We start from the raw sequence: 22,721 nt of genomic DNA, 5'->3' as shown, positions 1-22,721 counted from the left end.
ACTGTGATTGTTAAGTTTTGTGGTGTGCCTCACAGCTTTGTCTTTGCATTTTTTCAGCTGCTGCGCGGGCTACATAGTGTGGCGAGCTAGCTGACCATATGCGCAGGCAGCATTAGGGTGTTACCGTAAGCGAGAAGGTTTGCTGACCCAGATTACGGCCTTTGCCATCATAGCGGCGCTCAGTGAAGCTACAACTGCCGCATTTATCTCTGAGTAGCACGCTGGTTGAACGGGTGCCATATTCGGCATGTTTGATGAAGATAGACGACAGCAAGCGTTCCCATTCCAAACTAATACCAGTTTGTGGCAGTAGCTCATCCTTAGCTGTGCTGTTGTCGAGCATGATCTCAATCAACTGATTAATATCGAGTTCACCCTGTTGCTTAATTAACTGCTCTAGCGCTTGCTCGCCTTTTGCCATTTTCGGCCACTTCTCATCAAGTGAGCCATTACTAACGGCATGAAAGCCCTGAGTTAATGGGGTAGATGTTTGCTGCTGGCTATTGAAGCAAAACAGCGTCTGTTGCTGCTCGTAAATCAAATTAAAGGGTGAGTATAGTGCGGCGTGTTCTGCTAGCCATTGATGGTCGAGCTGATGAACTAACGCATTGACCACGAGCTCACCGCGGCTTCGTAAGTGGGTCTCTGCCTGAGCTGTGCGAATATTTGTTAGTCCTGCAAACTGCCCTGTTTCAGATACGCCCAGCCAGGTGCCGCCAGCTTGAAGATCTCGCCCTGCTAAAATGCGCTTATCACTATTATCAGCTTGCCAGTATTGGGCTGCCTGGGTTGGGCGATGGTGAAACTCGTCGCGATTAGCACATACTATGAGAGGATATTTGGGGTGAGTATCTACAGCGATAAACAAAATGCACATACTCAAACTCCAAAAAATATCAGCCCAATTGCTTTAGTCTAATGGTGATGCGCATGAGGTCGGCTCAGCATTAATCTGGCAAGGAACTTTCGCGGGCCGACTCTTAGCAAACTTGCACTAAACAATAGCGCAATTATGGCTAAGCTAATACCGTTTAGCCAACTTGGTAAGCTGTATTGGCTTGCTTGTGGTAGTCCAATCGCGTTGATAGCGGCGACTGCAACCATTATGCAAGCTATGCTCATAGCTATTTGTAAGGCGCTCATAAGCTTAAATTGCGCCAAGTTGATAAGCGGCGCGGCGATTAGCACAAAGACTACTGCGGCAGCTGACCAGCCACTTAGCGCCAAAGCCACTGCGAGGATAGCAGCGCCGAGGTTGCAAAAACGCAGCGGTAAAAATACTGCGAATAGAATAGCTAACTGTATATAAGGGTTAGCAAACGGCATTGAAGGATGACCAATAACATGAGCCACCACTAAACTAAAAATAACCCAAGGGGCGCTACGGTCGACAATGTGGCTAAAACCAAATTGCCAAGGACTGCTAGGTAGCTGTGAATGTGGGTCAGTAACCGCAATTACTTGTTTACTTAGGAGCAGGCTTAATGCAAGCGCAACGAGTAAATGAATAACCCCATAAACGGGACCAAGCAGCATCAAACTAATAATGAGTGCCTCAGGCCCGATAAGTCTTTGTAGCCACTGGGCAAATAAATGGTGGCTGTCAGGTTTTAGGTCGAACTTAAAACGCAGCGCAGCGCCCAGATAAGCGAGCACTAGGTAAGGTGCAACTAGGAGTAACCAATCGAGCAACTGCTCAAACCCCTGAGCGTGGTCATGTCCATGATGATGACTATGGTCGTGAACATCACCACTGGCACTGCAGCCAGCATCAAAGTGTAGCATTATTGCTAACAGTCCCAAGCCTAATAGGCTGCCTACTCCAGCGTGGTACTGGTATTTATCTGTTTGTTGTTGATCATGCTCTACATGAGGTTGATGCAACACCACATGCAAAATAGAGCCAGTTACAAAGGCTTGCAGCAAGGCTGTATTTTCAAGACTTAACTGATCAAGTACTTGCTCACTGCCAAAATAACCCGCGGCAGTTAGCAGCATCATTGCCGCAATGACTAGGCTTGCCCATTTGCTTCCCACTTGAGGTTTGAGCAGCCACCAAATGGCTAAGCCAACGGGTAAGCGGTGCAGGATAACCCCAATCGCCAACATGATTGAATAGTTATCTTGCTGAGCTAGCACCATGGCGCTGCCATCTGTGATGGTATGTAGCAATAGTCCGCCGATACCGAGTGCTAGCGTGATATTGTGGGTTACGTGGGAGTACTGATGAAATACGCGCTCACTGGCTGTTGGCCCCCAAAGCCCAAGGGCAACAAAAACCAGCGTTAGCCAGCCGCCATGCTCGAGAAGCTCAGGCATGATGTGAATGAGTACAAGTCCGCCAAGGGAGACAAAAATAAAGCCGTCGAGCGCTTTTTGTAGCCCACTGCCTTGGGAGAAAAAGCGGTAGCAAAGCGGCCCAAATAATAGCGCGATACAGCTGGCAACGAGATAGAGCATGATTCCCTAACAGGTATATAAAGTAGTCAAAGTCGAAAGTGCTACAGTATATCACTTCTGTTACGGGTTTTAGCAAAGCAAATAGCGGAGTTGAGCAGAATTTACAATGTGGGCGGGCCTGGTGAAGCGCAAGTCATCACCAGGCTGATTTAACTTATGCCTACGAGCAATGCAGTATTTACCGCAAACTTACAGGGTTTTGGCAAACTCGAGATAAGCGATAATGCCATCAAGTAACATTTGAATTGAGATCATCACCAGTAACATACCCATTAAACGCTCTACAGCGGTTAAGCCTTTTTCACCTAATAAGCGGTGGAATACGTCAGACATCATCAAGATCACCGCACTAGCTGACCAAGCTGCAAACAGAGCTAGGCTCCAGTCGGTCATACGGTTTGGATCAGTATGCGCCAGTAACAACAGCGCAGCTAAGATGGATGGACCCGCAACGAGTGGGATGGCTAGCGGGACAATAAACGGCTCTTCACCTGCAGCAACACCACTTATGCCGCCTTCTGATGGGAAGATCATCTTAATACCAATTAAGAACAGGATAATACCGCCAGCAATAGAGACTGCTTCTTGTTTTAAACTCAAGAAGTTAAGAATGGCCTCACCTGTGAATAAAAATACCATCATAATTGCCAACGAGATGAGCAATTCTCGGATCAGGATTTGTTTACGGCGTTTTTTTTCTACATGTTTTAGCACTGCACTGAAGATTGGCAGGTTGCCGAGAGGATCCATAATCAAAAATAACATTATGGCGGCTGAAAGGGTTTCCATTGGTATTCCTAAAAAGATGTTTGTTCAATTGTAGCTGGGTAGTAAAGAGTAGCATGAAACTAGGCTAATTGAGGATGACAAACTTGTGGCAATTTGTTTAAAACTAATGGTAAATCACTGATTTTAAGTGAGCCTGTTATTGGTTTTGGTGCGAGTTGGCGTGACCAAAGTAGAGCGTCACATCTAATGAACTAAAAAAGCTTGCCATCGGCGTATATTTCGCAGGTAACTCCTGTTAATGTTTTGTGAATTCGTTGGCTATTATAGAATTATCAATAATAGCGAGTCATAAGACAGGTAAGGAAGTCGTCATGAACAAAGCAGTTAAGGCGAGTGTACTAGCGAGTGTGTTGGGCAGTGCTTTGGCGCTGCCTACCTCGGCAGTGAGTGCACCGCATCATGGTACACCGGCCGATCCAGGGGTGATTAATAAACAGCAAATTCTTTACTGGCTAGTAAAGCGAGGAGAACTAGCGAGCGATGCGAGTGTTGCTGAGCAGCAAGCCGCTGTCGCTGCTTATATTAGTCGTCGTAATTTACGCGGTCATCAACCCATTGCGCTGGAAGCGAAAGCGCACGCTAAGCTACATAAACATGGCAAGGCATCTCACACCATGAGTCTAATGGCTGACAGTGATGTCACTAAAACCGTTAAAGTCATGGGTGTGCTGGTGGATTTTCCAGACCTTAAACATGACGACAATGGTTTGAGTGCTAGTGATACACAAATGTACTACTCAAGCTATCCAAGCTCGCATTATCAAAACCTACTGTTCTCAACCAGTGGATTTAACGGCCCAAGCAATCAAAATTTGCAATCTGCTTATCAGTATTTTCAAGCTGCCTCAGGGCAAAGCTTCTTCTTTACCGGTGAGGTGCTCGATTGGGTGACCGCCAGTAATAATGCCGCCTATTATGGTGGTAATGATAATGGTGACGATAAAGCTGTACCTGAGTTAGTAAAAGAGGCTGTGACCAAAGCTGTGGCTGGTATGAGCGACGCTGAGCTGGCGACTTATGATATTGAAGATCCATACGATATCGACGGCGATGGCAACATCGATGAGCCAGACGGCATCATTGACCATATTATGCTGTTCCACTCGAGTATTGGTGAAGAGGCCGGTGGTGGTAAGCTTGGCAGCGATGCTATTTGGTCACACCGCTTTTTTGTTGACCAGCAAACTACTGGTTATACCATTCCGGGTAGAAACATGAAGGTGTTTGGCTACACAGTTCAGCCCATTGATGCTGGTATTGGTGTCTGTACCCATGAGTTTGGCCACGACTTAGGCTTGCCTGATGAGTACGATATTAATACCTCGTCGGAAGATGGCTCGCCAGTAGGGGCGTGGTCGCTGATGTCTGGTGGCAGCTGGACAGGCTCAATTGCGGGCTCGCAGCCAACAGGCTTTAGCCCTTATGCGCGCTCGTTCTTACAAAACAAGTACAAGGGTAAATGGGTTAACGAGCAGCAAATTCCGTTATCAAGTATTACCAGCTCAGGGTTAGATGTTGCCCTTAATCATGCTGTGAACACTGAGCAAGTGAATCAATTATCGATTAATTTACCCTCATCAACCATCGCCTTTAAGCAGCCATTTGCCGGCAGCTATCAATACTATTCTGGCCAAGGGCATGAGTTAGATAATCGCATGTCGTTTACAACCGCATTGCCCACAAGCTCTGCGTTGACCTTGAAGTTCCAAGCTCATTGGAACATCGAAGTCGATTATGACTATATGCAGGTGCTGGTCAATGGCACTTCAGTGCCCGGTAATCACACTAAGGTTAATAATCCTTATTTTGGTGCGGTGAATCACTTTATTACTGGGCAATCGAGCACAGTACCTGGAGCAACCGGAGTCGATTCTTGGGTGGAGTTAACTTATGACCTAACAGCCTATGCTGGACAAAATGTCACAGTGGAGTTTACCTATGTGACCGACCAGGCGGTGGGCGACTATGGTATCGCCATCGATAATATCCTCATCGAGAATAGCTCTACTGCGGTGTATCAAGATGACGCTGAAACTGACGGCGCTATGACGCTCAGCGGCTATGCTCGCATTACAGATGAACGTCCAGGCGAGCGCAAACGATATCTAGTGCAGCTGCGTTCCCATCAAGATATTGATGCCGGTTTAACCTCACGCTTGTATGAGCCTGGTGTACTATTATGGCTGGAAAATTTTGCATTTTCTGACAACAACTCGTCACAACATGCTGGTGAAGGTTTGATTGGTGTCGTGGATGCTGACCAAAACCTCATTGGTAGCAATACCACTGACGTACAAATTCGTGACGCAGCCTTTAGCCTGTACGATCAACAAAGTTACTTTGGTGACAACCACTTAAGTGCTAATCCTATGTTTGACGACTCGCAAGACTATAGTTCGCCAACTAAACCACAAGCTGGGATCAAATTACCAGAACTTGGCCTCACTATGGAGGTAATTGCGCAGGCTACGGATAGCACGACTGCTACTGTGCGCTTTAAGCGCGATGGTGTCGCGCCAGCTGAGCTGTCAGCAAGCTTTAGCCACTCTGCTAATCAAGCTAGTGTAAGCTTTAATGCTCAAGCTGCAGGTGGTGATGGTAACTACAGCTATCAATGGGACTTTGGCGTTGCAGGTGCGACTAGTACAGAAATGACGCCGAGTTACACCTATGGCAGCTCGGGTGATTATACGGTGTCATTAACTGTGACTGACAGTACAGGCACGAGTGTAAATAGCAGTAACAGTGTGCGAGTGGTTATTGATCCACAAGTCACCATGACAGCGAACGCAAATAATCTGGTTGTCAGTTTTGCTGCTAATGCCAGCCAAGGGTTTGGTGATTTGAGTTACCAATGGAATTTTGGTGACGGTAATAGTAGTACGCAAGCAAGTGTCTCTCACACGTATGCTGCAGCGGGTAGCTACAATGTGTCAGTTGTGGTGACCGACGAGCTTGGCAATACGGCTAGTGCTTCGCAAACCGTGACGGTTTCAGCTGCAACTACGACTCCAGATCCTGAGCCGCAGCCAACCACTGGCGGTGACTCTGGTGGCGGTAGTTTAGGCTGGTTTGGTCTCGTTGCGCTCACTGCTCTTGCGCTGCGTAGGAAAGCACGTATACCCTAGGTTTGCGAGCGTATTGGCAGGAGTTTAGGCTGCTTACTTTTGCTCATTCGTTTAAACAAGTCTACTCGTTCATGAAGCGCTCTGTTACCTATGTGACTGAGCGCTTTTTGTTCCTATGGCGTTAATGAGTAAAACCGTGAAGGTACTAAATTGAGAGGTAATTATTGCGCCATTATGTGCTTTACCGCTGCGGGTAAGAAGATTTCGCTAACGATGAGTTGTTGGCCTTCCAGGTCAAAGTAGCGTCTGCGTCCCCATAAAGTATCAGATACTTCCTGCTTGAGGCTTTGCGCCAGGTAAGCGAGCTTGCCGCAGCTAGCAAATTGCGCCACTTCAATATCACCTGGCGTGATGTGTTCGCTGTTAAATAACAGCTCTCCTAGTGGGCGATTACCCAGGGTGGCGAAGGTGTGTTGCGGGCTATCGATAATTGATTGTGGGATCAGGGTGCGGGCAAATACCCAAGGTGTGCCATCGAGTGACAGTAATACTTCGCGGATCCACATCGGATGCTGGCTGTGGGGGCACTCACCGTCTAACGGCGAATGCAAATGTTCGCCCAGCACGGTTACGCTAAATTGCTGACAGTGGGCTTTAAGTTTTTGCGTCAGGCTTCCTTCATCCAACAGCCAATCTTTTAATTGGGTTTGCGGCAAGTTGTGGCTGGTTTTAGGAGAAAACCATTGAATGGACTCACCATAGGGGAAGCTAACACTAGTCACTGTCATCAAAAACTCGTTACAATACGTGGCGAGTCGCAGTTTACCATGTCAGCGACTAGGCAAAAACTATAATCAAGGTTTACACTGTAGATTATTAATTACACATGACTTTTTGCGGAGACTCCTTAATGAAAAGAATCGCTTCACTGCTGATGGTGTTGAGTTTACTTTTAAGTGTCAAAGTTGCAGTGGCAGAAGATGAGCAAGAATATGCTTATTATGGCTTTGAGCCAGATATCGTCACCAACTATATTTCCAATCGCAAAAAGCTTGGCTTTGTTAAAATCAGTGTCGAGCTGATGGTGTCTAACCCGAATGATTTGGTTGACCTAGAACATCATGATCCACTACTACGCTCTGCTATTGTGGAGATTCTAGGTAATCAGGCGGAAGATAAAGTAAAGTCACTTGCTGGGCGTGAAGAAATTCGCCGCGAGTGCTTCGAAACCGTTAATCGCTTGATAGAACAAGAAACGGGCAAAGCCACTGTAGTTAATCTGTTATTTACCAAATACTTGTACGATTAACCCCGTTGCGCTTAGCAACTGTAGGATTAACACCAGTATATCAATGTCTGCAAAATCATCTTCTAAGGCGAGCCAACATCAGGCTCGCTCTGCAAACAATAAGCAAAATCGCCCAGTCAGCAAGTCCGCTTCTTCGAAAAAACGCACCAATAAATCCGCCAAAATCAGCAGCAAAAGTTCGCAAAAAGCGGCAGTTGGTAAGCGCAATATCAGCAAATCACTGCATCCGCGCAATAAGCACAATCATGGCTATGATTTTGAACGCTTAATCAAAGCGGTACCTAGCTTGCGTAAGCATGTAAAAACCAATGATTTTGGTCATTTGTCGATAGACTTTGCCGATCCATTAGCGGTAAAAGCACTTAATGGCGCGATCTTATATAGCGACTATGACATTCGAGAATGGGATATCCCTCAAGGCTTCTTGTGCCCGCCTATTCCTGGGCGGGTTGATTATCTGCACTATATTGCCGATCTCATTGGTGCGCGTGCTGGTAGCAAACGCAAAGTCAAAGCGCTGGATATCGGCACTGGCGCAAATGGCGTTTATCCACTGCTGGGCATTCGCGAATACCAATGGCAGTTTGTGGCGAGCGACATTGACCCAATCTCATTGGACAATGTGGGACAAATTGCCACAGCTAACTCGCTAACGGCGACGCAACTGCAATTACGTCAGCAAGCTAATGCAGACAATGTGTTTGTTGGAGTCATTCACGCAGATGACCGTTTTGATGTCACGCTATGTAACCCGCCGTTTCACAAGTCACTTGCTGATGCCATGGCGGGCACTAAGCGTAAACTAGCTAACCTGGATGCCAACAGAAAGGCTAAATTTGGTGATAAAGCGGCTGGTCAAAGTAAAGCAATTGGCAATAAAGCCGCAGCGCAAACTAATACCAAGGGCGAGTTAAATTTTGGTGGTCAGAAGGCGGAGCTGTGGTGCGATGGTGGTGAGATTCAGTTCCTCAGTAATATGATTAACGAGAGCAAACAGTTTGCATTTCAGGTGCGTTGGTTTACCACCTTAGTGTCTAAGTCGGAAAATCTTAAACCGTGTAAGGCGCTATTGGCTAAGCATAAAGCGGCTCAAGTTAAGCAAATCGACATGCATCAGGGCAATAAAATAACTCGTATTCTTGCCTGGAGTTTTATGGATGCAGCCACGCAAAAGCAGTGGCTGCAGCTGAGCTGATCTTTGGTTTGAACGAGTGGGTTTGAGCTGGTGGTCTTGAGCCTGTGAGCTAGTCTTTAGCGAGACAATCAAACTCAATGGTTTCAGCGCCGTGGTACACCAAAAAGTGACGACCTTTGGCGCGAGCGATCAGCGTAATACCTAGCTTTTGCGCTAACTCTAGACCCATTTGGGTTACACCGCTACGTGACAGCAAAATTGGAATGCCCATCTTGGCCACTTTAATCACCATTTCAGAGGTTAGGCGGCCTGTGGTGTAGAAGATTTTATCTGCGCCTGCTTGTTGCTCTAACCACATATCTCCGGCTAGCGTGTCCACCGCATTGTGACGGCCAACATCTTCGACAAAGGCAAGGATCTGATCGTCCTGACAAATACCGCAACCATGCACAGCACCGGCATTTTTGTAAGTGTCGTTATAAGCATTGATGTTTTTTAACAGTTGATAAATCAACGACTGCTTAATGCTCGGTGTTGGCAGGCTAATATCATCGAGCCCTTGCATCAAACCGCCATACACTGTGCCTTGACCACAGCCTGAGGTTACAGTCTTTTCTGATAGCTTTTCTTCAATATCATCAGAGGTTTCTTTAGAAATTACCGCCGCTGAATTTACATCCCAATCAACGATGACAGACTCCAGTAAATTCAAGTCACTAATAAAGCCCTGATTCTTCAAATAGCCCAACGTGAGCGACTCAGGTTTAGCGCCTAACGTCATTAAGGTCACGATTGGGCGCCAGTTCAAATACACAGTCAATGGTCGTTCACAGGCAACAAATTTATCGACTAGCTCGCCTTTGTCATCAATGGCTTTTACTGGCAGCGTTAGCGGCACTTGTGCCTGAGTTTTAACCAGTTTTACCTTGTTTGCAGCAGCGACTTGAGGGGTATCTGTCATAGCGCAGGAGCCTTAATAGTGAGTTGGATTAACCTAAGGTCGAATTGTTTTCAGCATAGCAATTTCTGTAATTTCAGAGCTATTGAGGCTGTCATAGCGTGATCTAGCGCAAGTCTTGCAAAATCCTCACTGGGAATCGGCCTGTTTTGTCCTACTTTTATAAAGCTCTCGGACAAATTGTCCCAACTAGACCTAGGTTTTAGCGATCTAGCTCAAACTTATTTACTCAAAATTATTGGCACTATTTTTGCTCCTATCTAACGTATTGAGTGAGTCACAGGTGAGCATCGCTTTGCTGGGGTGGTATCACAAGTTTATTTAATGGCAAGTATTCAGAGGCAACGAGTTTTATGCAACGTACTGATAATGTTTGGCCAATGTATGTATCGCTGAAGAAGGTAGAAACCCAAATGGGTCGCTGGAATTCAGTGCGCTGGGAAGTGGATCAATTTGTTCCGGGTAACCAGGCTGCGCCAGAAGGAGCGCATCTTATCCTGCTTGAGTTATATCGCGACCAACGCGGCAGCTACCGTTTAAATCTCGATATGGATAACACCATGCTCTATATCGTGTGTGATGAATTGGAAGATGGCACCTGGATCCCTGCTGCAATTTCAGCAGACCAAAATGTGGGCGCAGGTTGTTTAGAAGCTGACACGCCAGTCCTTAATATTCCAATGCCAACTGCAGTAGCTTGCTGGATTGAAGCGTTTATTACAAAACATGGCGAAGTTGAAATTAGTGCTCACCGTCGTAAGCATGTTAACCGACGCAAAAACCAAGGTCCGAGTGCGAACCTTGGAGGAAGAATGCAATGAGTGGTTTCCTGAGTCGCTGGCAACAGCGCAAGGAGCAAGTAGCTAAGGAAGCCGATGAGCAGCTCACTGAGCAGGTCAATGAGCAAACTGCTGAACAACAAGCGCTAACAGTCGAGCAAGAGACGCAAGCTGAACAAGCTGCAAACGACACTCAACTGGAGCAAGTTGAACAAACACAAGACAAAGTTTTAACTGCTGAGGATTTACCTGATCCTGAGTCGATTGAAGTAGGCGGTAGCTTTGCCAGTTTTATGGCTGACAACGTTGACCCTGCGGCAAAACAAGCTGCGCTTAAAGCGCTGTGGAAGCAACCACAATACAACGAAATTGATGGCTTGCTTGAATATGCGCTTGATTACACCAATCAGCCTAAGTTGTCGCCTGAAGTATCTGCGGAGCTGGCTAAGAAAGTATTCCGCCATGTGATCAAGGATGAAGATAAAGAAGAGGATGCGCAGGAGCAAATCGCCGCAGATACAGATGCTGAAACTGATGAAACTTTAGCATTGGCAGGCGACGAACTAGATAACTTAGAACAAGATAACCTAGAACTAAACCAAACTGTTACGGCAGACGAGCTAAACCCTATGCACCACCAGAGTGATGCTCTGGTAAAGCATGCACAAGCCAGTGATGAGGCGAATACAACTACTTAGTACCTAAGCAAGTTGTGACTGTGTAGCGGTTAAAGCTATCCAAAACAGTACTTAAATGCTAAGCCAAGTTTACCTTGCGCTAATTGGCATCAAGTTAGGAACGCGATGAGTATGATACAAAACCAGCTAGAGCTTAAAAAAGCTCGGCAGCAAACCATGGCGAGTACGCAGATTTTGCAGAATCTGATCCCGCCAACCGTCAGTTATACCACTCAAGGCCATGTGCTTATTATTGGCCCTGAAGATCTTGCCCGCTTAGCGGCAGATAAACTTTCAATGATGGGGAGCCGTGTTATTTTGGCCAATGGTGACATCACCAGCCAAGATGACGACCACTTAGAAAAAGTGATGAACGCCGCAACTGAAGTTGAAAGCTACTACAACAAACTTATCAGTATTAAAGGCTTCCTAGGCCAATTCCAGGTAAGCGTTGAAGGTGACAATGGCACAGCGCAGTTAAGCGTGGTGGCAGTGCGTCAGGCTCACTTTGATACCATTCTTGATTTAAGTGACCAACCTTGTATTAATCTAGAAATGCTGCCAGCAGGCTACTTCTATGTTGGTCAAGACCAAGCCAAGCTAGATGATGCTATTGCACAAATTCCTGAGCTGGTGGGTGAATTCGATAAGCCGCGCTACGTTAAAGTTAACGAAGATGTATGTGCCCATAGCCGCAACGGCGTAAATGGCTGTAACCGCTGCCTGAACTTCTGCCCTGCCGATGCTATTAGCAGCATTGAACAGAAAATCGAAATCGACCCTTATCTTTGTCATGGCGCAGGCAGTTGTACCAACCTTTGTCCAACAGGCGCCATTAGCTATGACCTACCGACACCAAAAGCACTACACAGCTATCTTGAAAAGTTAATTAGCCGCTACCGCGCTGATGCTCAAGTTGCGCCCGTGATTATGTTCCATGATGAAGGTGTGGGCAGTGAAGCGATTGACGACAACCTAAGTGGTGACGTACTACCTGTGGCGCTGGAAGAGATTACAGTAGCGAGCATTGACCACTGGTTAGCAGCGCTTGCCTTTGGCGCACGTGAAGTATTGATTTTAAATACCCCAGCTACCGCGCCAACGCTCAACCAAATGCTTGAAGGTGAGCTAGGACTTGCCAATCGCATTCTAGATGAAATGGGTCAACCTCAGCGCCTGCGTGTCATTGGTGTTGAAGATCTCGCTAGCCTAGATGCCGATTTAGTGGTGAGCAACTCATGGCCAGTTGTGGTGCCAATGACGCTGCAAGCAAGCGATGCAGCTAATGCCAAGCGTGATGTGTTGTATCAAGCAATTGACCATCTCAATAGCCAGGCAGCAGCAATCGATACTCAATTAAGTATCGCCAATGTGCCTTACGGCAAAGTGGTCGTTGACCAAGACAAGTGCACCTTGTGTATGTCATGTGTGTCAACTTGTCCAACTCAAGCACTGACCGATGGTGGCGATACTCCTGCACTGCACTTTGTAGAGCAAGACTGTGTGCAATGTGGTTTGTGTGAAACCTCATGTCCTGAAAAGGTGATTAGCCTAGTTTCGCAAGTTAACTTTAATGCCGACGAGCGCAGCGCTAAGCAAACCCTTAAAGATGAGCCACCATTTGAATGTATAAGCTGCGGCGCGCCATTTGCTACTCAGTCTATGGTGCACAAAATGCTCGATATGGTAGGTGAACACAGTGCCTTTAGTGCCAATGTGGAGCGACTAAAAATGTGTGGCGACTGCCGCGTGAAAGATATGTTTGAAGACATCCTTCAAGATCCAGAAAAGCAATTGCGATAAGAGATCAGCTATGACCGAAGTTATGACCGAAAATGTGAGAGAAGTGAAAGAAAACGATCAGCTTAGAGCCGATATTTATCAGCTATTAGCTGCGTTGTTACGCCGTCATCCAAGCGCTGAATTATTGCAATTTTTAGCTGAGCTGGAAGTTGAAGAGGAAGAAGACAACAACATGAGCACAGCTTGGGTTGGCCTGCGTGAAGCGGCTAAAAAAGCTGATGTTGAAGCACTAGAAGATGAGTACTTTGCCATCTTTTACGGTGTAGGTAGTGGTGAAATTATGCCTTATGGCAGCTGGTTCCAAACCGGTTCATTAATGGATAAACCATTAGCACTGCTACGTAACGACCTAATGCAAATGGGTTTTGAACGCGAAGAAAACGTTAAAGAGCCAGAAGATCACGTTGCCGCACTATGTGAGGTGATGGGTACGCTCATTATGGAAGCGCCAGGCTACCGCCAGCTTGCTTTCTACCAGCGTCATATCGGTTCTTGGATCACACGTTTTTGTGAAACATTAGCGCGCTGCCCAAGCGCACAATTTTATCTTGCAGTTGCCAAACTGGCTGAGGCCTTTTTTGAGACCGAAGCCGTTGAGTTTGAGCAGTTGAGTTTAGATATTCCGGTGAATTGTCCAGGTAGTGCTGACTTAGAGCCGGTAGCTGAAAACGACGAAGTCGTAAAAGTAAATTGATGAGTAAGGTTAGCCTTTTTGAAAGCTAACCAAACCATCGCATTTTTGCCCTAACCAGGGTTAGGGCTTTTCAACAAGGAGACACTATGAAGAAGCAAGCTTCCGACATGGGCCGTCGTCAACTGCTTAAAGCATTGGCGATTGGTGGTGCGGCAGGTGCTGTAGCGAGTGTAAGTGCATCAGCTTCGGCTGCGGCACCTAAAGTTGCCGCAGAGCCAAAATCTGACAACTACCGCGAGACAGAGCATATCCGTCGTTACTATGCCTCGTTAAGCAAATAATAAAGGAGAGTGTGTGATGCGATTAACCCGCAAAACAGACACGGTCGCAAAGGCTGAAAAGCCGGGCTTAGGTCTTAACCGTCGCCAATTCTTAAAGTCAGCTAGTTTAGCGACAGGTGGAATTGCCGCAGCTTCAATGCTTGGCGCAGGTATGATGCGTAAAGCTGAAGCTAAAGATGTACCTCATGATGCACCAACAGATGTTGTACGTACTATTTGTTCTCACTGTTCAGTAGGCTGTGGTATTTACGCTGAAGTACAAAACGGTGTTTGGACAGGCCAAGAGCCAGCATTTGACCACCCATTTAACCAAGGTGGCCACTGTGCAAAAGGTGCTTCACTTCGTGAGCATGGCCATGGTGAAAAACGTCTTAAGTACCCAATGAAACTTGAAGGCGGTAAGTGGAAGAAACTTTCTTGGGATCAAGCCATTGAAGAAGTTGGTCAAAAAGCATTAGACATCCGTAAAGAGTCAGGCCCAGATTCTCTGTACTTTATGGGTAGTGCGAAATTCTCAAACGAGCAAGCTTATCTTTATCGCAAATTTGCGGCGATGTGGGGCACCAACAATGTCGACCACTCTGCACGTATTTGTCACTCTACCACGGTAGCCGGTGTTGCTAACACTTGGGGCTACGGTGCGCAAACTAACTCGTTTAACGATATCCGCCACTCTAAATGCATGCTGTTCATTGGTTCTAACCCATGTGAAGCTCACCCAGTTGCTATGCAGCACATTCTTGTGGGTAAAGAGCGCGGCGCGAAAATCATTGTAGTTGACCCTCGATTTACTCGCACAGCAGCAAAATCTGATGAGTTTGTGCATATTCGTCCAGGTACTGATATCCCATTCATCTACGGTCTTCTATGGCATATCTTCGAAAATGGCTGGACTGATGAGTCGTTCATTTCTCAACGTGTATACGGCATGGAACGTATCGAAGAAGAAGTGAAGAAGTATCACCCAGAAGAAGTTGAAAACATTGTCGGTGTGCCAAAAGCACAAATGTACCGCGTAGCGAAAATGTTAGCTGAAACTAAGCCTGGCACCATTGTTTGGTGTATGGGTGGTACTCAGCACCACGTGGGTAATGCTAACACTCGTGCTTACTGTATCTTGCAATTAGCGCTAGGTAACATGGGCGTTTCAGGTGGCGGCGCGAACATCTTCCGTGGTCACGATAACGTACAGGGTGCAACTGACTTCGGTCTATTGTTCGATACCCTACCTGGTTACTACGGTCTGAAGACCGGCTCTTGGAAGCACTGGGCAAACGTGTGGGATCTTGATTACGAGTGGGTGAAAAGCCGCTTCGACCAAGGTAACTACCTTGGCCAAGACCCTATGACCTCGACAGGTATTCCGTGTTCTCGTTGGCACGATGGTGTACTAGAAGACAGTGCTAAAATCGCGCAGAAAGACAATATCCGTCTTGCCTTCTTCTGGGGACAGTCGGTTAACACCGAAACTCGTGGCCGCGAGGTGCGTCAAGCACTGGATAAAATGGACACAGTTGTGGTTGTTGACCCATTCCCAACTATGGCGGGTGTTATGCACAACCGTAAAGACGGTGTGTATCTATTACCTGCTGCAACTCAGTTCGAGACTTACGGCTCTGTATCTGCATCTAACCGCTCACTGCAGTGGCGCGATCAGGTCATCACACCATTATTCGAGTCACTACCTGATCACGTGATCATGTACAAACTGGCTAAGAAATGGGGCTTTGAGAAAGAGTTCTTCAAGAACATCGAAGTGAAAGGTGAAGAGCCTGTCATCGAAGACATTACTCGCGAGTTCAACCGCGGTATGTGGACGGTTGGTTACACGGGGCAAAGCCCAGAGCGTCTGAAGATGCACCAGCAAAACTGGGGTACATTCGACGTAGATTCACTGGAAGCGCCAGGTGGCCCAGCGAGAGGTGAAACTTACGGTTTACCTTGGCCTTGTTGGGGCACACCAGAAATGAAGCACCCAGGTACACAAATTCTGTACCGCACAGGCCGTGAAGTGAAAGACGGTGGTGGTAACTTCCGTGCGCGTTACGGTGTTGAGCATAACGGTAACAATATTCTTGCTGAAGGCAGCTACTCTAAAGGCGCTGAAATCCAAGACGGTTACCCAGAGTTCACTGCAGACATGCTGAAACAGCTTGGCTGGTGGGATGAGCTTACCGCTGAAGAGAAGAAACACGCTGAAGGTAAAAACTGGAAAACAGATATTTCAGGTGGTATCCAGCGCGTGGCAATCAAGCATGGTTGTATTCCATACGGTAACGCGAAAGCACGTGTGATTGTGTGGAACTTCCCAGACGATATTCCTGTGCACCGCGAGCCGCTATACACTCCTCGTCGTGATCTTGTGGCTAAGTACCCAACTTACGATGACCGTATGGTTGCACGTCTTCCAACCCTTTATAAGTCGATTCAAGACAAAGACTTTGCTAAGGACTTCCCATTAGCACTGACTTCTGGCCGTCTTGTTGAGTATGAGGGTGGTGGTGAAGAAACCCGTTCTAACCCATGGCTAGCAGAGCTACAGCAAGAAATGTTCATTGAGATGAACCCTGCTGATGCAGCTGATCGCGGCATTCGCGATGGTGATGACGTGTTTGTTCATAGTCCGGAAGGCAGCAAGATTAAAGTCAAAGCCATGGTAACCCCACGTGTTATCGCTGGTGAAAGCTTTATGCCGTACCACTTTGCTGGTGTATTTGAAGGTGAAAGCCTAGAGAAGAGCTATCCAGAAGGCACTGTGCCTTATGTGATAGGCGAATCTGCAAATACAGTACTGACTTATGGTTATGACGTTGTGACTCAGATGCAAGAAACTAAGTCCAGCTTGTGCCAAATCAGCAAAGCCTAACCGAAACTTGATGAGGAGATAAGCCATTATGGCAGTCATGAAATTTCTATGTGACACCAAACGCTGCATCGAGTGTAACGGTTGCGTCACAGCATGTAAAAACGAAAACGACTCTGCTTTAGAGTGGGGTATTCAACGTCGCCGCGTGGTGACAATTAACGATGGTCAGCCAGGCGAAGCGTCTATTTCAGTGGCATGTATGCACTGTACTGATGCGCCTTGTATGGCAGTGTGTCCGGCAGATTGTTTCTACCGTACAGAAGACGGCATTGTACTTCACGACAAAGATACTTGTATCGGTTGTGGTTACTGTTTCTATGCTTGTCCGTTTGGTGCACCGCAGTTCCCTAAAAAGACTGCATTTGGTAGCCGCGGCAAGATGGACAAATGTACCTTCTGTGCTGGTGGTCCGGAAGAAAATCACTCAAGCGAAGAACGTCACAAGTACGGTGCTAACCGTATTGCCGAAGGTAAGCTACCTATGTGTGCTGAGCTTTGTGCAACTAAAGCGCTACTTGCTGGTGATGCTGGTGTGGTTTCTGACATTTACCGTAACCGTATGGCGGCACGCGGTAATCCAAATGTCATTTGGGGCTACAACCCTAAAACCGGTGAAATGATCTAACCAAGAGCAATGGCTGCGGGTGCGCTCGCAGCCCAACAAGGAGTGACAATGTTAAACGCATCGTTAAACAAATCACTGTACAGCGTAATTGCTCTGTTAGTTCTAGTAATGGGACTTGGGTTAATCACGTCGACTGCTTTTGCTGCCGATGAACAATCAAGCCAGCAACAAGCAACAACACGAACGAGTGATGCCGATCTATGGCGCGCCGTGAAAGCTGGCGAGTCTGGATACAGTACAGACAAAGGCCTAGAGTCTAACGTGCTGATCAATGTGGTTGGTAACGAAGGCAAAATCGCCCGCGACACATACCTTAAGCCTGCAATTGCGCTAGCTGTGGTAGGTGTGTTCGCTGCATTCTTAGTGTTTTACCTGGTGAATGGCGCGTCAAAACTAGATAAAGGTTTCTCTGGCAAGATGGTTGCCCGCTGGAGTCAAGCTGATATTTGGTTACATTGGATAATGGCAGTAGCCTGCTTATTACTGATGGTGACGGGTATTCTGATTATGCTAGGGCGCCACTTCCTTGCACCGTATATTGGCGAAGGCTTATGGGCTGGCATTATCGCATTCAGTAAATTCTCACACGATTGGGCAGGTCCTGTGTTTATCCTGTCTTGGTTACTTTGTGTGATTAAGTGGATGCCATTGCAAACCTTTAAACTGTACGACCTAAAGTGGTTCTTAGTGGTTGGTGGCTACATTAACTTTGGCCCGTTCAAAGGCAAGCATCCAGATGCTGGTTTTGCGAACGCGGGTGAGAAAATGTGGTTCTGGACGCTGGTCTTCTTTGGTCTGTTTGTCAGTGTTTCGGGCTTAATGCTAGTACTGCCTAACCTAGATTTACCGCGTGAAGCTTCTATGCTAGCGCTGTTAGTTCATGGTGTAAGTGCGGCAATTTTGATTGCATTTACGATTGTACATATCTGGATGGCAACCGTACTGAGTGAAGGCGGTATGGAGTGTATGGTGTCTGGCTACTGTGATGAAAACTGGGCAATCCAGCATCACAACCTTTGGTATGACGAAATCAAAGATAACGGCACATTAAAGTACAAAGACTAAGCGTTACTCGTTAATTCGCACTAGTCGAAAATTGAAAAGCCCGTGATACATCTGGTCACGGGCTTTTTTATGGGTGTTTGCAAATTCTCAACATGGGTGCAAATTCACATGCATCATTTAGGTGCTGCTAATTTTTGTATGCCTAAAGTGGTACAGTCCTTTGTTATCGCGAAAACTCGATAAATTTAACCTCAAATTAACATATTGTTTTTAATAAAAATCCTCTCTAAAACCCCACAAAAAATGCATGTTTATAAGTGTGATTTGGTAGACGTTTTTAAGTTAAAAAACCTTAAAAATTAACAAAAGCTGATGTCACGTCAAAAACTGCCCTTGTCTTTATCTTTATAGTGCGTTTGCACTTTAAATACGCAGCCTGATGAACCTGCGTAACTAGACGAATTGTAAACAAAAAACTAACAAGTCAGTCTGAAAAGTGCCTTTTATATATTTGTTTTCTATGAAAGGTCACTTTCATTTAGGAGTAAAGATGAGTAAGCAACAGCCCGATCTGAACCGCAGATCTTTGCTGAAAGCGATAACTGTTGGTGGCACTGCAAGTGCTGCATTAGCAGTTAGCGGAATCAGTATTGCACAGGCGCAAGCGCCAAGTGCAATCAATACAAAATCAAAAGGCTATCAAGAAACTGCTCACGTACGCAGTTACTACGATAGCTTACGCGGCTAGGATTAGGAGAATTTAGATGAAACTAACTCGTAAGTCTGCGACGGCCACAGAAGCTAAAACAGCAAGCTTAGGCATTAACCGTCGTCAATTTATGAAGCAAGTGGGTGTTACCACTGGTGGTATCGCTGCCGCTTCAATGTTAGGCACTGGCATGATGCGCCGTGCAGAAGCGAAAGATGTACCGCACGATGCGCCAATTGAAATCAAACGTACCGTTTGTTCTGCATGTGCTGTAGGTTGTGGTTTATACGCTGAAGTACAAAACGGTGTATGGACTGGTCAAGAGCCTGCATTCGATCACCCATTCAACGCTGGTGGTCACTGTGCAAAAGGTGCTGCGCTACGTGAGCACGGTCACGGTGAGAAACGTCTTAAATACCCAATGAAATTGGTAGACGGTAAGTGGAAGAAACTATCTTGGGAGCAAGCTTTCAACGAAGTTGGCGACAAGATGTTAGACATCCGCAAAGAATCAGGTCCAGACTCTTTATACTTCATGGGTAGTGCTAAGTTCTCGAACGAAGGCTGCTACATGTACCGTAAATTTGCGGCAATGTGGGGTACGAACAACGTCGACCACTCTGCACGTATTTGTCACTCTACCACTGTAGCCGGTGTTGCTAACACTTGGGGTTACGGTGCGCAAACTAACTCTTTCAACGACATTCAAAATGCCAATGCTATTTTCTTCATCGGTGCTAACCCGGCTGAAGCTCACCCAGTAGCAATGCAGCACATTCTGATCGCGAAAGAGAAGAACAACGCTAAGATTATCGTGGTAGATCCACGTTACTCTCGTACAGCAGCTCACGCAGACCTTCACTGTGGTCTACGTCCTGGTACTGACATTCCATTCATCTACGGTATGTTATGGCATATCTTCGAAAATGGTTGGGAAGACAAAACTTTCATCGAGCAACGTGTATTCGAAATGGATGCCATCCGCGAGGAAGTGAAAAAGTTCCCACCTAAAGAAGTTGCAGACATCACAGGTTGTAGCGAAGAAGAAGTATACCAAGCAGCTAAGTTAATGGCTGAAAACCGTCCAGGTACGGTTGTATGGTGTATGGGTGGTACTCAGCACCACGTTGGTAATGCTAACACTCGTGCTTACTGTATCCTTCAGCTTGCTCTAGGTAACATGGGTAAACAAGGTGGCGGTACTAACATCTTCCGTGGTCATGATAACGTACAGGGTGCAACTGACTTAGGTCTACTATTTGACACGCTACCAGGTTACTACGGTCTTAAGACCGGTTCTTGGAAGCACTGGTCAAACGTTTGGGATCTAGAATTTGACTGGGTTAAAGGTCGTTTCGACCAAAACGAATACCTAGGTCGTATCCCAATGAACACGCCTGGTATTCCATGTTCTCGTTGGCATGACGGTGTACTAGAAACACCTGAAAAACTAGCGCAGAAAGACCGCGTTCGCATGGGCTTCTTCTGGGGTCAATCAGTTAACACTGAAACTCGTCAGTCAGACGTTCGTGATGCACTAGACAAGATGGATACAGTAGTTGTTGTGGACCCATTCCCAACAATGGCGGGTGTAATGCACCGTCGTCAAAATGGTGTTTACCTACTTCCTGCTTGTACTCAGTTCGAAACTGAAGGTTCAGTATCTAACTCAGGTCGTAGCCAACAATGGCGTGAAAAAGTGGTTGAGCCACTATTTGAATCTAAGACTGACTTAGAGATCATGTACCGTCTGTCGCAAAAGCTTGGCTTTGCTGACGAGTACACTAAGCGTATCGCTAAAGACAGCAAAGACATGCTAGTGATTGAAGACATTACTCGCGAAATCAACCGCGGTATGTGGACAATCGGTATGACAGGTCAAAGCCCTGAGCGTATCAAGCAACACACTCAAAACTGGGGTACTTTCAGCAACAAGACTCTTGAAGCTGCGGGTGGTCCTGCTAAAGGCGATACTTACGGTATGCCTTGGCCATGTTGGGGTACACCAGAGCAGAAGCACCCTGGTACTCAAATTCTGTACAACACAAACAAGCACGTACTTGAAGGCGGCGGTAACTTCCGTGCGCGTTACGGTATCGAGTATCAAGGTAAGAACCTACTTGCTGAAGGCAGCTTCTCTAAAGGTGCTGAAATCCAAGACGGTTACCCAGAATTCACTGCTGACATGCTGAAACAGCTAGGTTGGTGGGACGAGCTAACTGCAGAAGAGAAAGTACATGCAGAAGGCAAAAACTGGAAGACTGATATCTCAGGTGGTATCCAACGTGTTGCTATGAAGCACGGTTGTATCCCTTACGGTAACGCAAAAGCTCGTTGTATTGTTTGGACTTTCCCTGACCAAGTACCTGTACACCGCGAGCCGCTATACACGCCTCGTCGTGACCTTGTATCTAAGTACCCAACTTACGATGATATGCAAATTCATCGTCTGCCTACTCTGTACAAGACTATTCAAGACAATGACAACACAGATAAGTACCCACTAGGTCTTACTTCTGGTCGTCTAGTTGAGTACGAGGGTGGTGGTGAAGAATCACGTTCTAACCCATGGCTAGCTGAGCTTCAACAAGAAATGTTTGTTGAAATCAACCCTGCTGATGCTGCTGATCGCGGTATCCGTAACGGTGACACAGTATGGCTAGAGGGTGCAGAAGGTGGTCGCATTAAGATTAAAGCTATGGTTACACCTCGTGTTAAACCAGGCGTTACTTGGATGCCATACCACTTCGCAGGTGAAATGCACGGTGAAAGCTTAGCGCCTAACTACCCAGAAGGCACTGTACCTTATGTTCTAGGTGAATCTGCGAACACGGCTCTAACTTACGGTTATGACCCAATCACGCAGATGCAAGAAACCAAAGCATCGCTTTGTCAAATCACCAAAGCATAGTTGCAGATTAAGCTAGGAGAATTGCCAATATGGCTACAATGAAATTTTTATGTGATACCAAGCGCTGCATCGAATGTAATGGCTGTGTCACAGCATGTAAGAACGAAAACGACTCTGCACTAGAGTGGGGTATTCAACGTCGTCGCGTAGTGACGATTAACGACGGTAAGCCTGGTGAAGCATCTATCTCAGTTGCATGTATGCACTGTAGTGATGCGCCTTGTATGGCTGTATGTCCAGCAAACTGTTTCTATAAAACAGAAGATGGCATCGTACTTCACGACAAAGACACTTGTATCGGTTGTGGTTACTGCTTCTATGCATGTCCATTCGGTGCTCCACAGTTCCCACAAAAGTCAGTATTTGGCGGCCGTGGCAAGATGGACAAGTGTACTTTCTGTGCCGGTGGCCCAGAAGAGAACCACTCTGACAAAGAGCGTAAGCAATACGGTGCTAACCGTATCGCCGAAGGTAAGCTACCTATGTGTGCTGAGCTTTGTGCGACTAAAGCACTGCTTGCTGGTGATGCAGAAGTTGTTTCTAACATCTTCCGTGAGCGTGTTGCTTCTCGTGGCTCTAACAAGGCGATTTGGGGTTAATCCTCACATCCTGAGTTAGTCCGATTAATCTAGGCGCTGCTTGCAGCGCCTAG

19 protein-coding genes are annotated in these 22,721 nt (G+C 46.6%); 14 read left to right on the top strand and 5 right to left on the bottom strand.

Annotation, left to right across the window (positions count from 1 at the left end; all coding sequences use genetic code 11):
- Positions 1-112: 112 nt before the first annotated feature.
- From EXU30_RS09815 to EXU30_RS09805, 3 genes are all read right to left on the bottom strand, one after another.
- A complete protein-coding gene (locus EXU30_RS09815) occupies positions 113-877 on the bottom strand; it encodes an NRDE family protein (RefSeq protein ID WP_130599603.1) in 765 nt (254 codons plus the stop codon).
- A 38-nt stretch (positions 878-915) separates the two neighbouring features.
- A complete protein-coding gene (locus EXU30_RS09810; RefSeq protein WP_130599601.1) occupies positions 916-2,460 on the bottom strand; it encodes a ZIP family metal transporter in 1,545 nt (514 codons plus the stop codon).
- Positions 2,461-2,649: 189 nt separating this feature from the next.
- The gene (locus EXU30_RS09805; protein ID WP_130599599.1) at positions 2,650-3,249 is read right to left on the bottom strand and encodes a YhgN family NAAT transporter; all 600 of its coding nucleotides are present in this window, start codon (positions 3,247-3,249) and stop codon (positions 2,650-2,652) included.
- A gap of 311 nt (positions 3,250-3,560) precedes the next feature.
- Between EXU30_RS09805 and EXU30_RS09800 the strand changes: the two genes are divergently transcribed.
- Positions 3,561-6,377 carry an immune inhibitor A domain-containing protein gene (locus EXU30_RS09800; RefSeq protein ID WP_130599597.1) on the top strand — a complete coding sequence of 939 codons (2,817 nt, stop codon included), beginning with the start codon at positions 3,561-3,563 and terminating at the stop codon, positions 6,375-6,377.
- Positions 6,378-6,538: 161 nt separating this feature from the next.
- Here the strand turns inward: EXU30_RS09800 and EXU30_RS09795 are convergent, their stop codons facing one another.
- Positions 6,539-7,105 (bottom strand): chorismate--pyruvate lyase family protein, encoded by a 567-nt coding sequence (locus EXU30_RS09795; RefSeq protein ID WP_130599595.1) that lies wholly within the window; start codon positions 7,103-7,105, stop codon positions 6,539-6,541.
- 146 nt (positions 7,106-7,251) lie between these two features.
- On the opposite strand from EXU30_RS09795, the gene EXU30_RS09790 reads away from it, so the two are divergent.
- Positions 7,252-7,626 carry a flagellar basal body-associated protein FliL gene (locus tag EXU30_RS09790; RefSeq protein ID WP_423213383.1) on the top strand — a complete coding sequence of 125 codons (375 nt, stop codon included), beginning with the start codon at positions 7,252-7,254 and terminating at the stop codon, positions 7,624-7,626.
- A gap of 43 nt (positions 7,627-7,669) precedes the next feature.
- Positions 7,670-8,821: a 23S rRNA (adenine(1618)-N(6))-methyltransferase RlmF gene (gene rlmF / locus EXU30_RS09785; RefSeq protein ID WP_130599591.1), complete on the top strand. Its 1,152-nt coding sequence runs from the start codon at positions 7,670-7,672 to the stop codon at positions 8,819-8,821.
- Positions 8,822-8,870: 49 nt separating this feature from the next.
- On the opposite strand, the gene EXU30_RS09780 is transcribed toward rlmF, so the two are convergent.
- The gene (locus EXU30_RS09780) at positions 8,871-9,722 is read right to left on the bottom strand and encodes a formate dehydrogenase accessory sulfurtransferase FdhD (RefSeq protein WP_130599589.1); all 852 of its coding nucleotides are present in this window, start codon (positions 9,720-9,722) and stop codon (positions 8,871-8,873) included.
- Positions 9,723-10,072: 350 nt separating this feature from the next.
- Between EXU30_RS09780 and EXU30_RS09775 the strand changes: the two genes are divergently transcribed.
- From EXU30_RS09775 to fdh3B (EXU30_RS09725), 11 genes are all read left to right on the top strand, one after another.
- The gene (locus EXU30_RS09775; RefSeq protein WP_130599587.1) at positions 10,073-10,540 is read left to right on the top strand and encodes a DUF3305 domain-containing protein; all 468 of its coding nucleotides are present in this window, start codon (positions 10,073-10,075) and stop codon (positions 10,538-10,540) included.
- Positions 10,537-11,196, top strand: a complete 660-nt coding sequence (locus EXU30_RS09770; protein WP_130599585.1) for a DUF3306 domain-containing protein — start codon at positions 10,537-10,539, stop codon at positions 11,194-11,196. The genes EXU30_RS09775 and EXU30_RS09770 overlap by 4 nt, the downstream gene beginning before the upstream one ends.
- Before the next feature lie 105 nt (positions 11,197-11,301).
- Positions 11,302-12,978 (top strand): 4Fe-4S binding protein, encoded by a 1,677-nt coding sequence (locus tag EXU30_RS09765; RefSeq protein ID WP_130599583.1) that lies wholly within the window; start codon positions 11,302-11,304, stop codon positions 12,976-12,978.
- A gap of 22 nt (positions 12,979-13,000) precedes the next feature.
- Positions 13,001-13,672 carry a TorD/DmsD family molecular chaperone gene (locus tag EXU30_RS09760; RefSeq protein ID WP_130603395.1) on the top strand — a complete coding sequence of 224 codons (672 nt, stop codon included), beginning with the start codon at positions 13,001-13,003 and terminating at the stop codon, positions 13,670-13,672.
- Positions 13,673-13,758: 86 nt separating this feature from the next.
- Positions 13,759-13,953, top strand: coding sequence for a twin-arginine translocation signal domain-containing protein (locus EXU30_RS09755; protein WP_130599581.1), 195 nt, complete (start codon positions 13,759-13,761; stop codon positions 13,951-13,953).
- 16 nt (positions 13,954-13,969) lie between these two features.
- A complete protein-coding gene (locus tag EXU30_RS09750; protein WP_130603393.1) occupies positions 13,970-16,819 on the top strand; it encodes a formate dehydrogenase subunit alpha in 2,850 nt (949 codons plus the stop codon).
- 28 nt (positions 16,820-16,847) lie between these two features.
- A complete protein-coding gene (fdh3B, locus tag EXU30_RS09745; protein ID WP_130599579.1) occupies positions 16,848-17,444 on the top strand; it encodes a formate dehydrogenase FDH3 subunit beta in 597 nt (198 codons plus the stop codon).
- A 48-nt stretch (positions 17,445-17,492) separates the two neighbouring features.
- Positions 17,493-18,509 (top strand): formate dehydrogenase subunit gamma, encoded by a 1,017-nt coding sequence (locus EXU30_RS09740; protein ID WP_130599578.1) that lies wholly within the window; start codon positions 17,493-17,495, stop codon positions 18,507-18,509.
- Positions 18,510-18,999: 490 nt separating this feature from the next.
- The gene (locus EXU30_RS09735) at positions 19,000-19,197 is read left to right on the top strand and encodes a twin-arginine translocation signal domain-containing protein (protein ID WP_130599576.1); all 198 of its coding nucleotides are present in this window, start codon (positions 19,000-19,002) and stop codon (positions 19,195-19,197) included.
- 16 nt (positions 19,198-19,213) lie between these two features.
- Positions 19,214-22,069: a molybdopterin-dependent oxidoreductase gene (locus tag EXU30_RS09730; RefSeq protein WP_130599574.1), complete on the top strand. Its 2,856-nt coding sequence runs from the start codon at positions 19,214-19,216 to the stop codon at positions 22,067-22,069.
- 29 nt (positions 22,070-22,098) lie between these two features.
- The gene (fdh3B, locus tag EXU30_RS09725) at positions 22,099-22,668 is read left to right on the top strand and encodes a formate dehydrogenase FDH3 subunit beta (RefSeq protein ID WP_130599572.1); all 570 of its coding nucleotides are present in this window, start codon (positions 22,099-22,101) and stop codon (positions 22,666-22,668) included.
- Positions 22,669-22,721 lie beyond the last annotated feature (53 nt).

This window comes from Shewanella maritima, from assembly GCF_004295345.1.
In the GTDB taxonomy this organism is placed as follows: Bacteria; Pseudomonadota; Gammaproteobacteria; order Enterobacterales; family Shewanellaceae; genus Shewanella; species Shewanella maritima.
The sequence above is the reverse complement of the archived record's forward strand: the minus strand, read 5'-3'. Positions and strand labels throughout refer to the sequence as shown.

Bases quoted from the DNA above. Each gene is read 5' to 3' on its own strand.
- EXU30_RS09740 (WP_130599578.1), top strand. From the start codon at position 17,493: ATGTTAAACGCATCGTTAAACAAATCACTGTACAGCGTAATTGCTCTG.
- EXU30_RS09810 (WP_130599601.1), bottom strand. From the start codon at position 2,460: ATGCTCTATCTCGTTGCCAGCTGTATCGCGCTATTATTTGGGCCGCTT.
- EXU30_RS09790 (WP_423213383.1), top strand. From the start codon at position 7,252: ATGGTGTTGAGTTTACTTTTAAGTGTCAAAGTTGCAGTGGCAGAAGAT.
- EXU30_RS09815 (WP_130599603.1), bottom strand. From the start codon at position 877: ATGTGCATTTTGTTTATCGCTGTAGATACTCACCCCAAATATCCTCTC.
- EXU30_RS09770 (WP_130599585.1), top strand. From the start codon at position 10,537: ATGAGTGGTTTCCTGAGTCGCTGGCAACAGCGCAAGGAGCAAGTAGCT.
- EXU30_RS09755 (WP_130599581.1), top strand. From the start codon at position 13,759: ATGAAGAAGCAAGCTTCCGACATGGGCCGTCGTCAACTGCTTAAAGCA.
- EXU30_RS09765 (WP_130599583.1), top strand. From the start codon at position 11,302: ATGAGTATGATACAAAACCAGCTAGAGCTTAAAAAAGCTCGGCAGCAA.
- EXU30_RS09795 (WP_130599595.1), bottom strand. From the start codon at position 7,105: ATGACAGTGACTAGTGTTAGCTTCCCCTATGGTGAGTCCATTCAATGG.
- EXU30_RS09760 (WP_130603395.1), top strand. From the start codon at position 13,001: ATGACCGAAAATGTGAGAGAAGTGAAAGAAAACGATCAGCTTAGAGCC.
- EXU30_RS09750 (WP_130603393.1), top strand. From the start codon at position 13,970: ATGCGATTAACCCGCAAAACAGACACGGTCGCAAAGGCTGAAAAGCCG.
- EXU30_RS09730 (WP_130599574.1), top strand. From the start codon at position 19,214: ATGAAACTAACTCGTAAGTCTGCGACGGCCACAGAAGCTAAAACAGCA.
- EXU30_RS09775 (WP_130599587.1), top strand. From the start codon at position 10,073: ATGCAACGTACTGATAATGTTTGGCCAATGTATGTATCGCTGAAGAAG.
- fdh3B (WP_130599572.1), top strand. From the start codon at position 22,099: ATGGCTACAATGAAATTTTTATGTGATACCAAGCGCTGCATCGAATGT.
- EXU30_RS09805 (WP_130599599.1), bottom strand. From the start codon at position 3,249: ATGGAAACCCTTTCAGCCGCCATAATGTTATTTTTGATTATGGATCCT.
- EXU30_RS09800 (WP_130599597.1), top strand. From the start codon at position 3,561: ATGAACAAAGCAGTTAAGGCGAGTGTACTAGCGAGTGTGTTGGGCAGT.
- EXU30_RS09780 (WP_130599589.1), bottom strand. From the start codon at position 9,722: ATGACAGATACCCCTCAAGTCGCTGCTGCAAACAAGGTAAAACTGGTT.
- fdh3B (WP_130599579.1), top strand. From the start codon at position 16,848: ATGGCAGTCATGAAATTTCTATGTGACACCAAACGCTGCATCGAGTGT.
- EXU30_RS09735 (WP_130599576.1), top strand. From the start codon at position 19,000: ATGAGTAAGCAACAGCCCGATCTGAACCGCAGATCTTTGCTGAAAGCG.
- rlmF (WP_130599591.1), top strand. From the start codon at position 7,670: ATGTCTGCAAAATCATCTTCTAAGGCGAGCCAACATCAGGCTCGCTCT.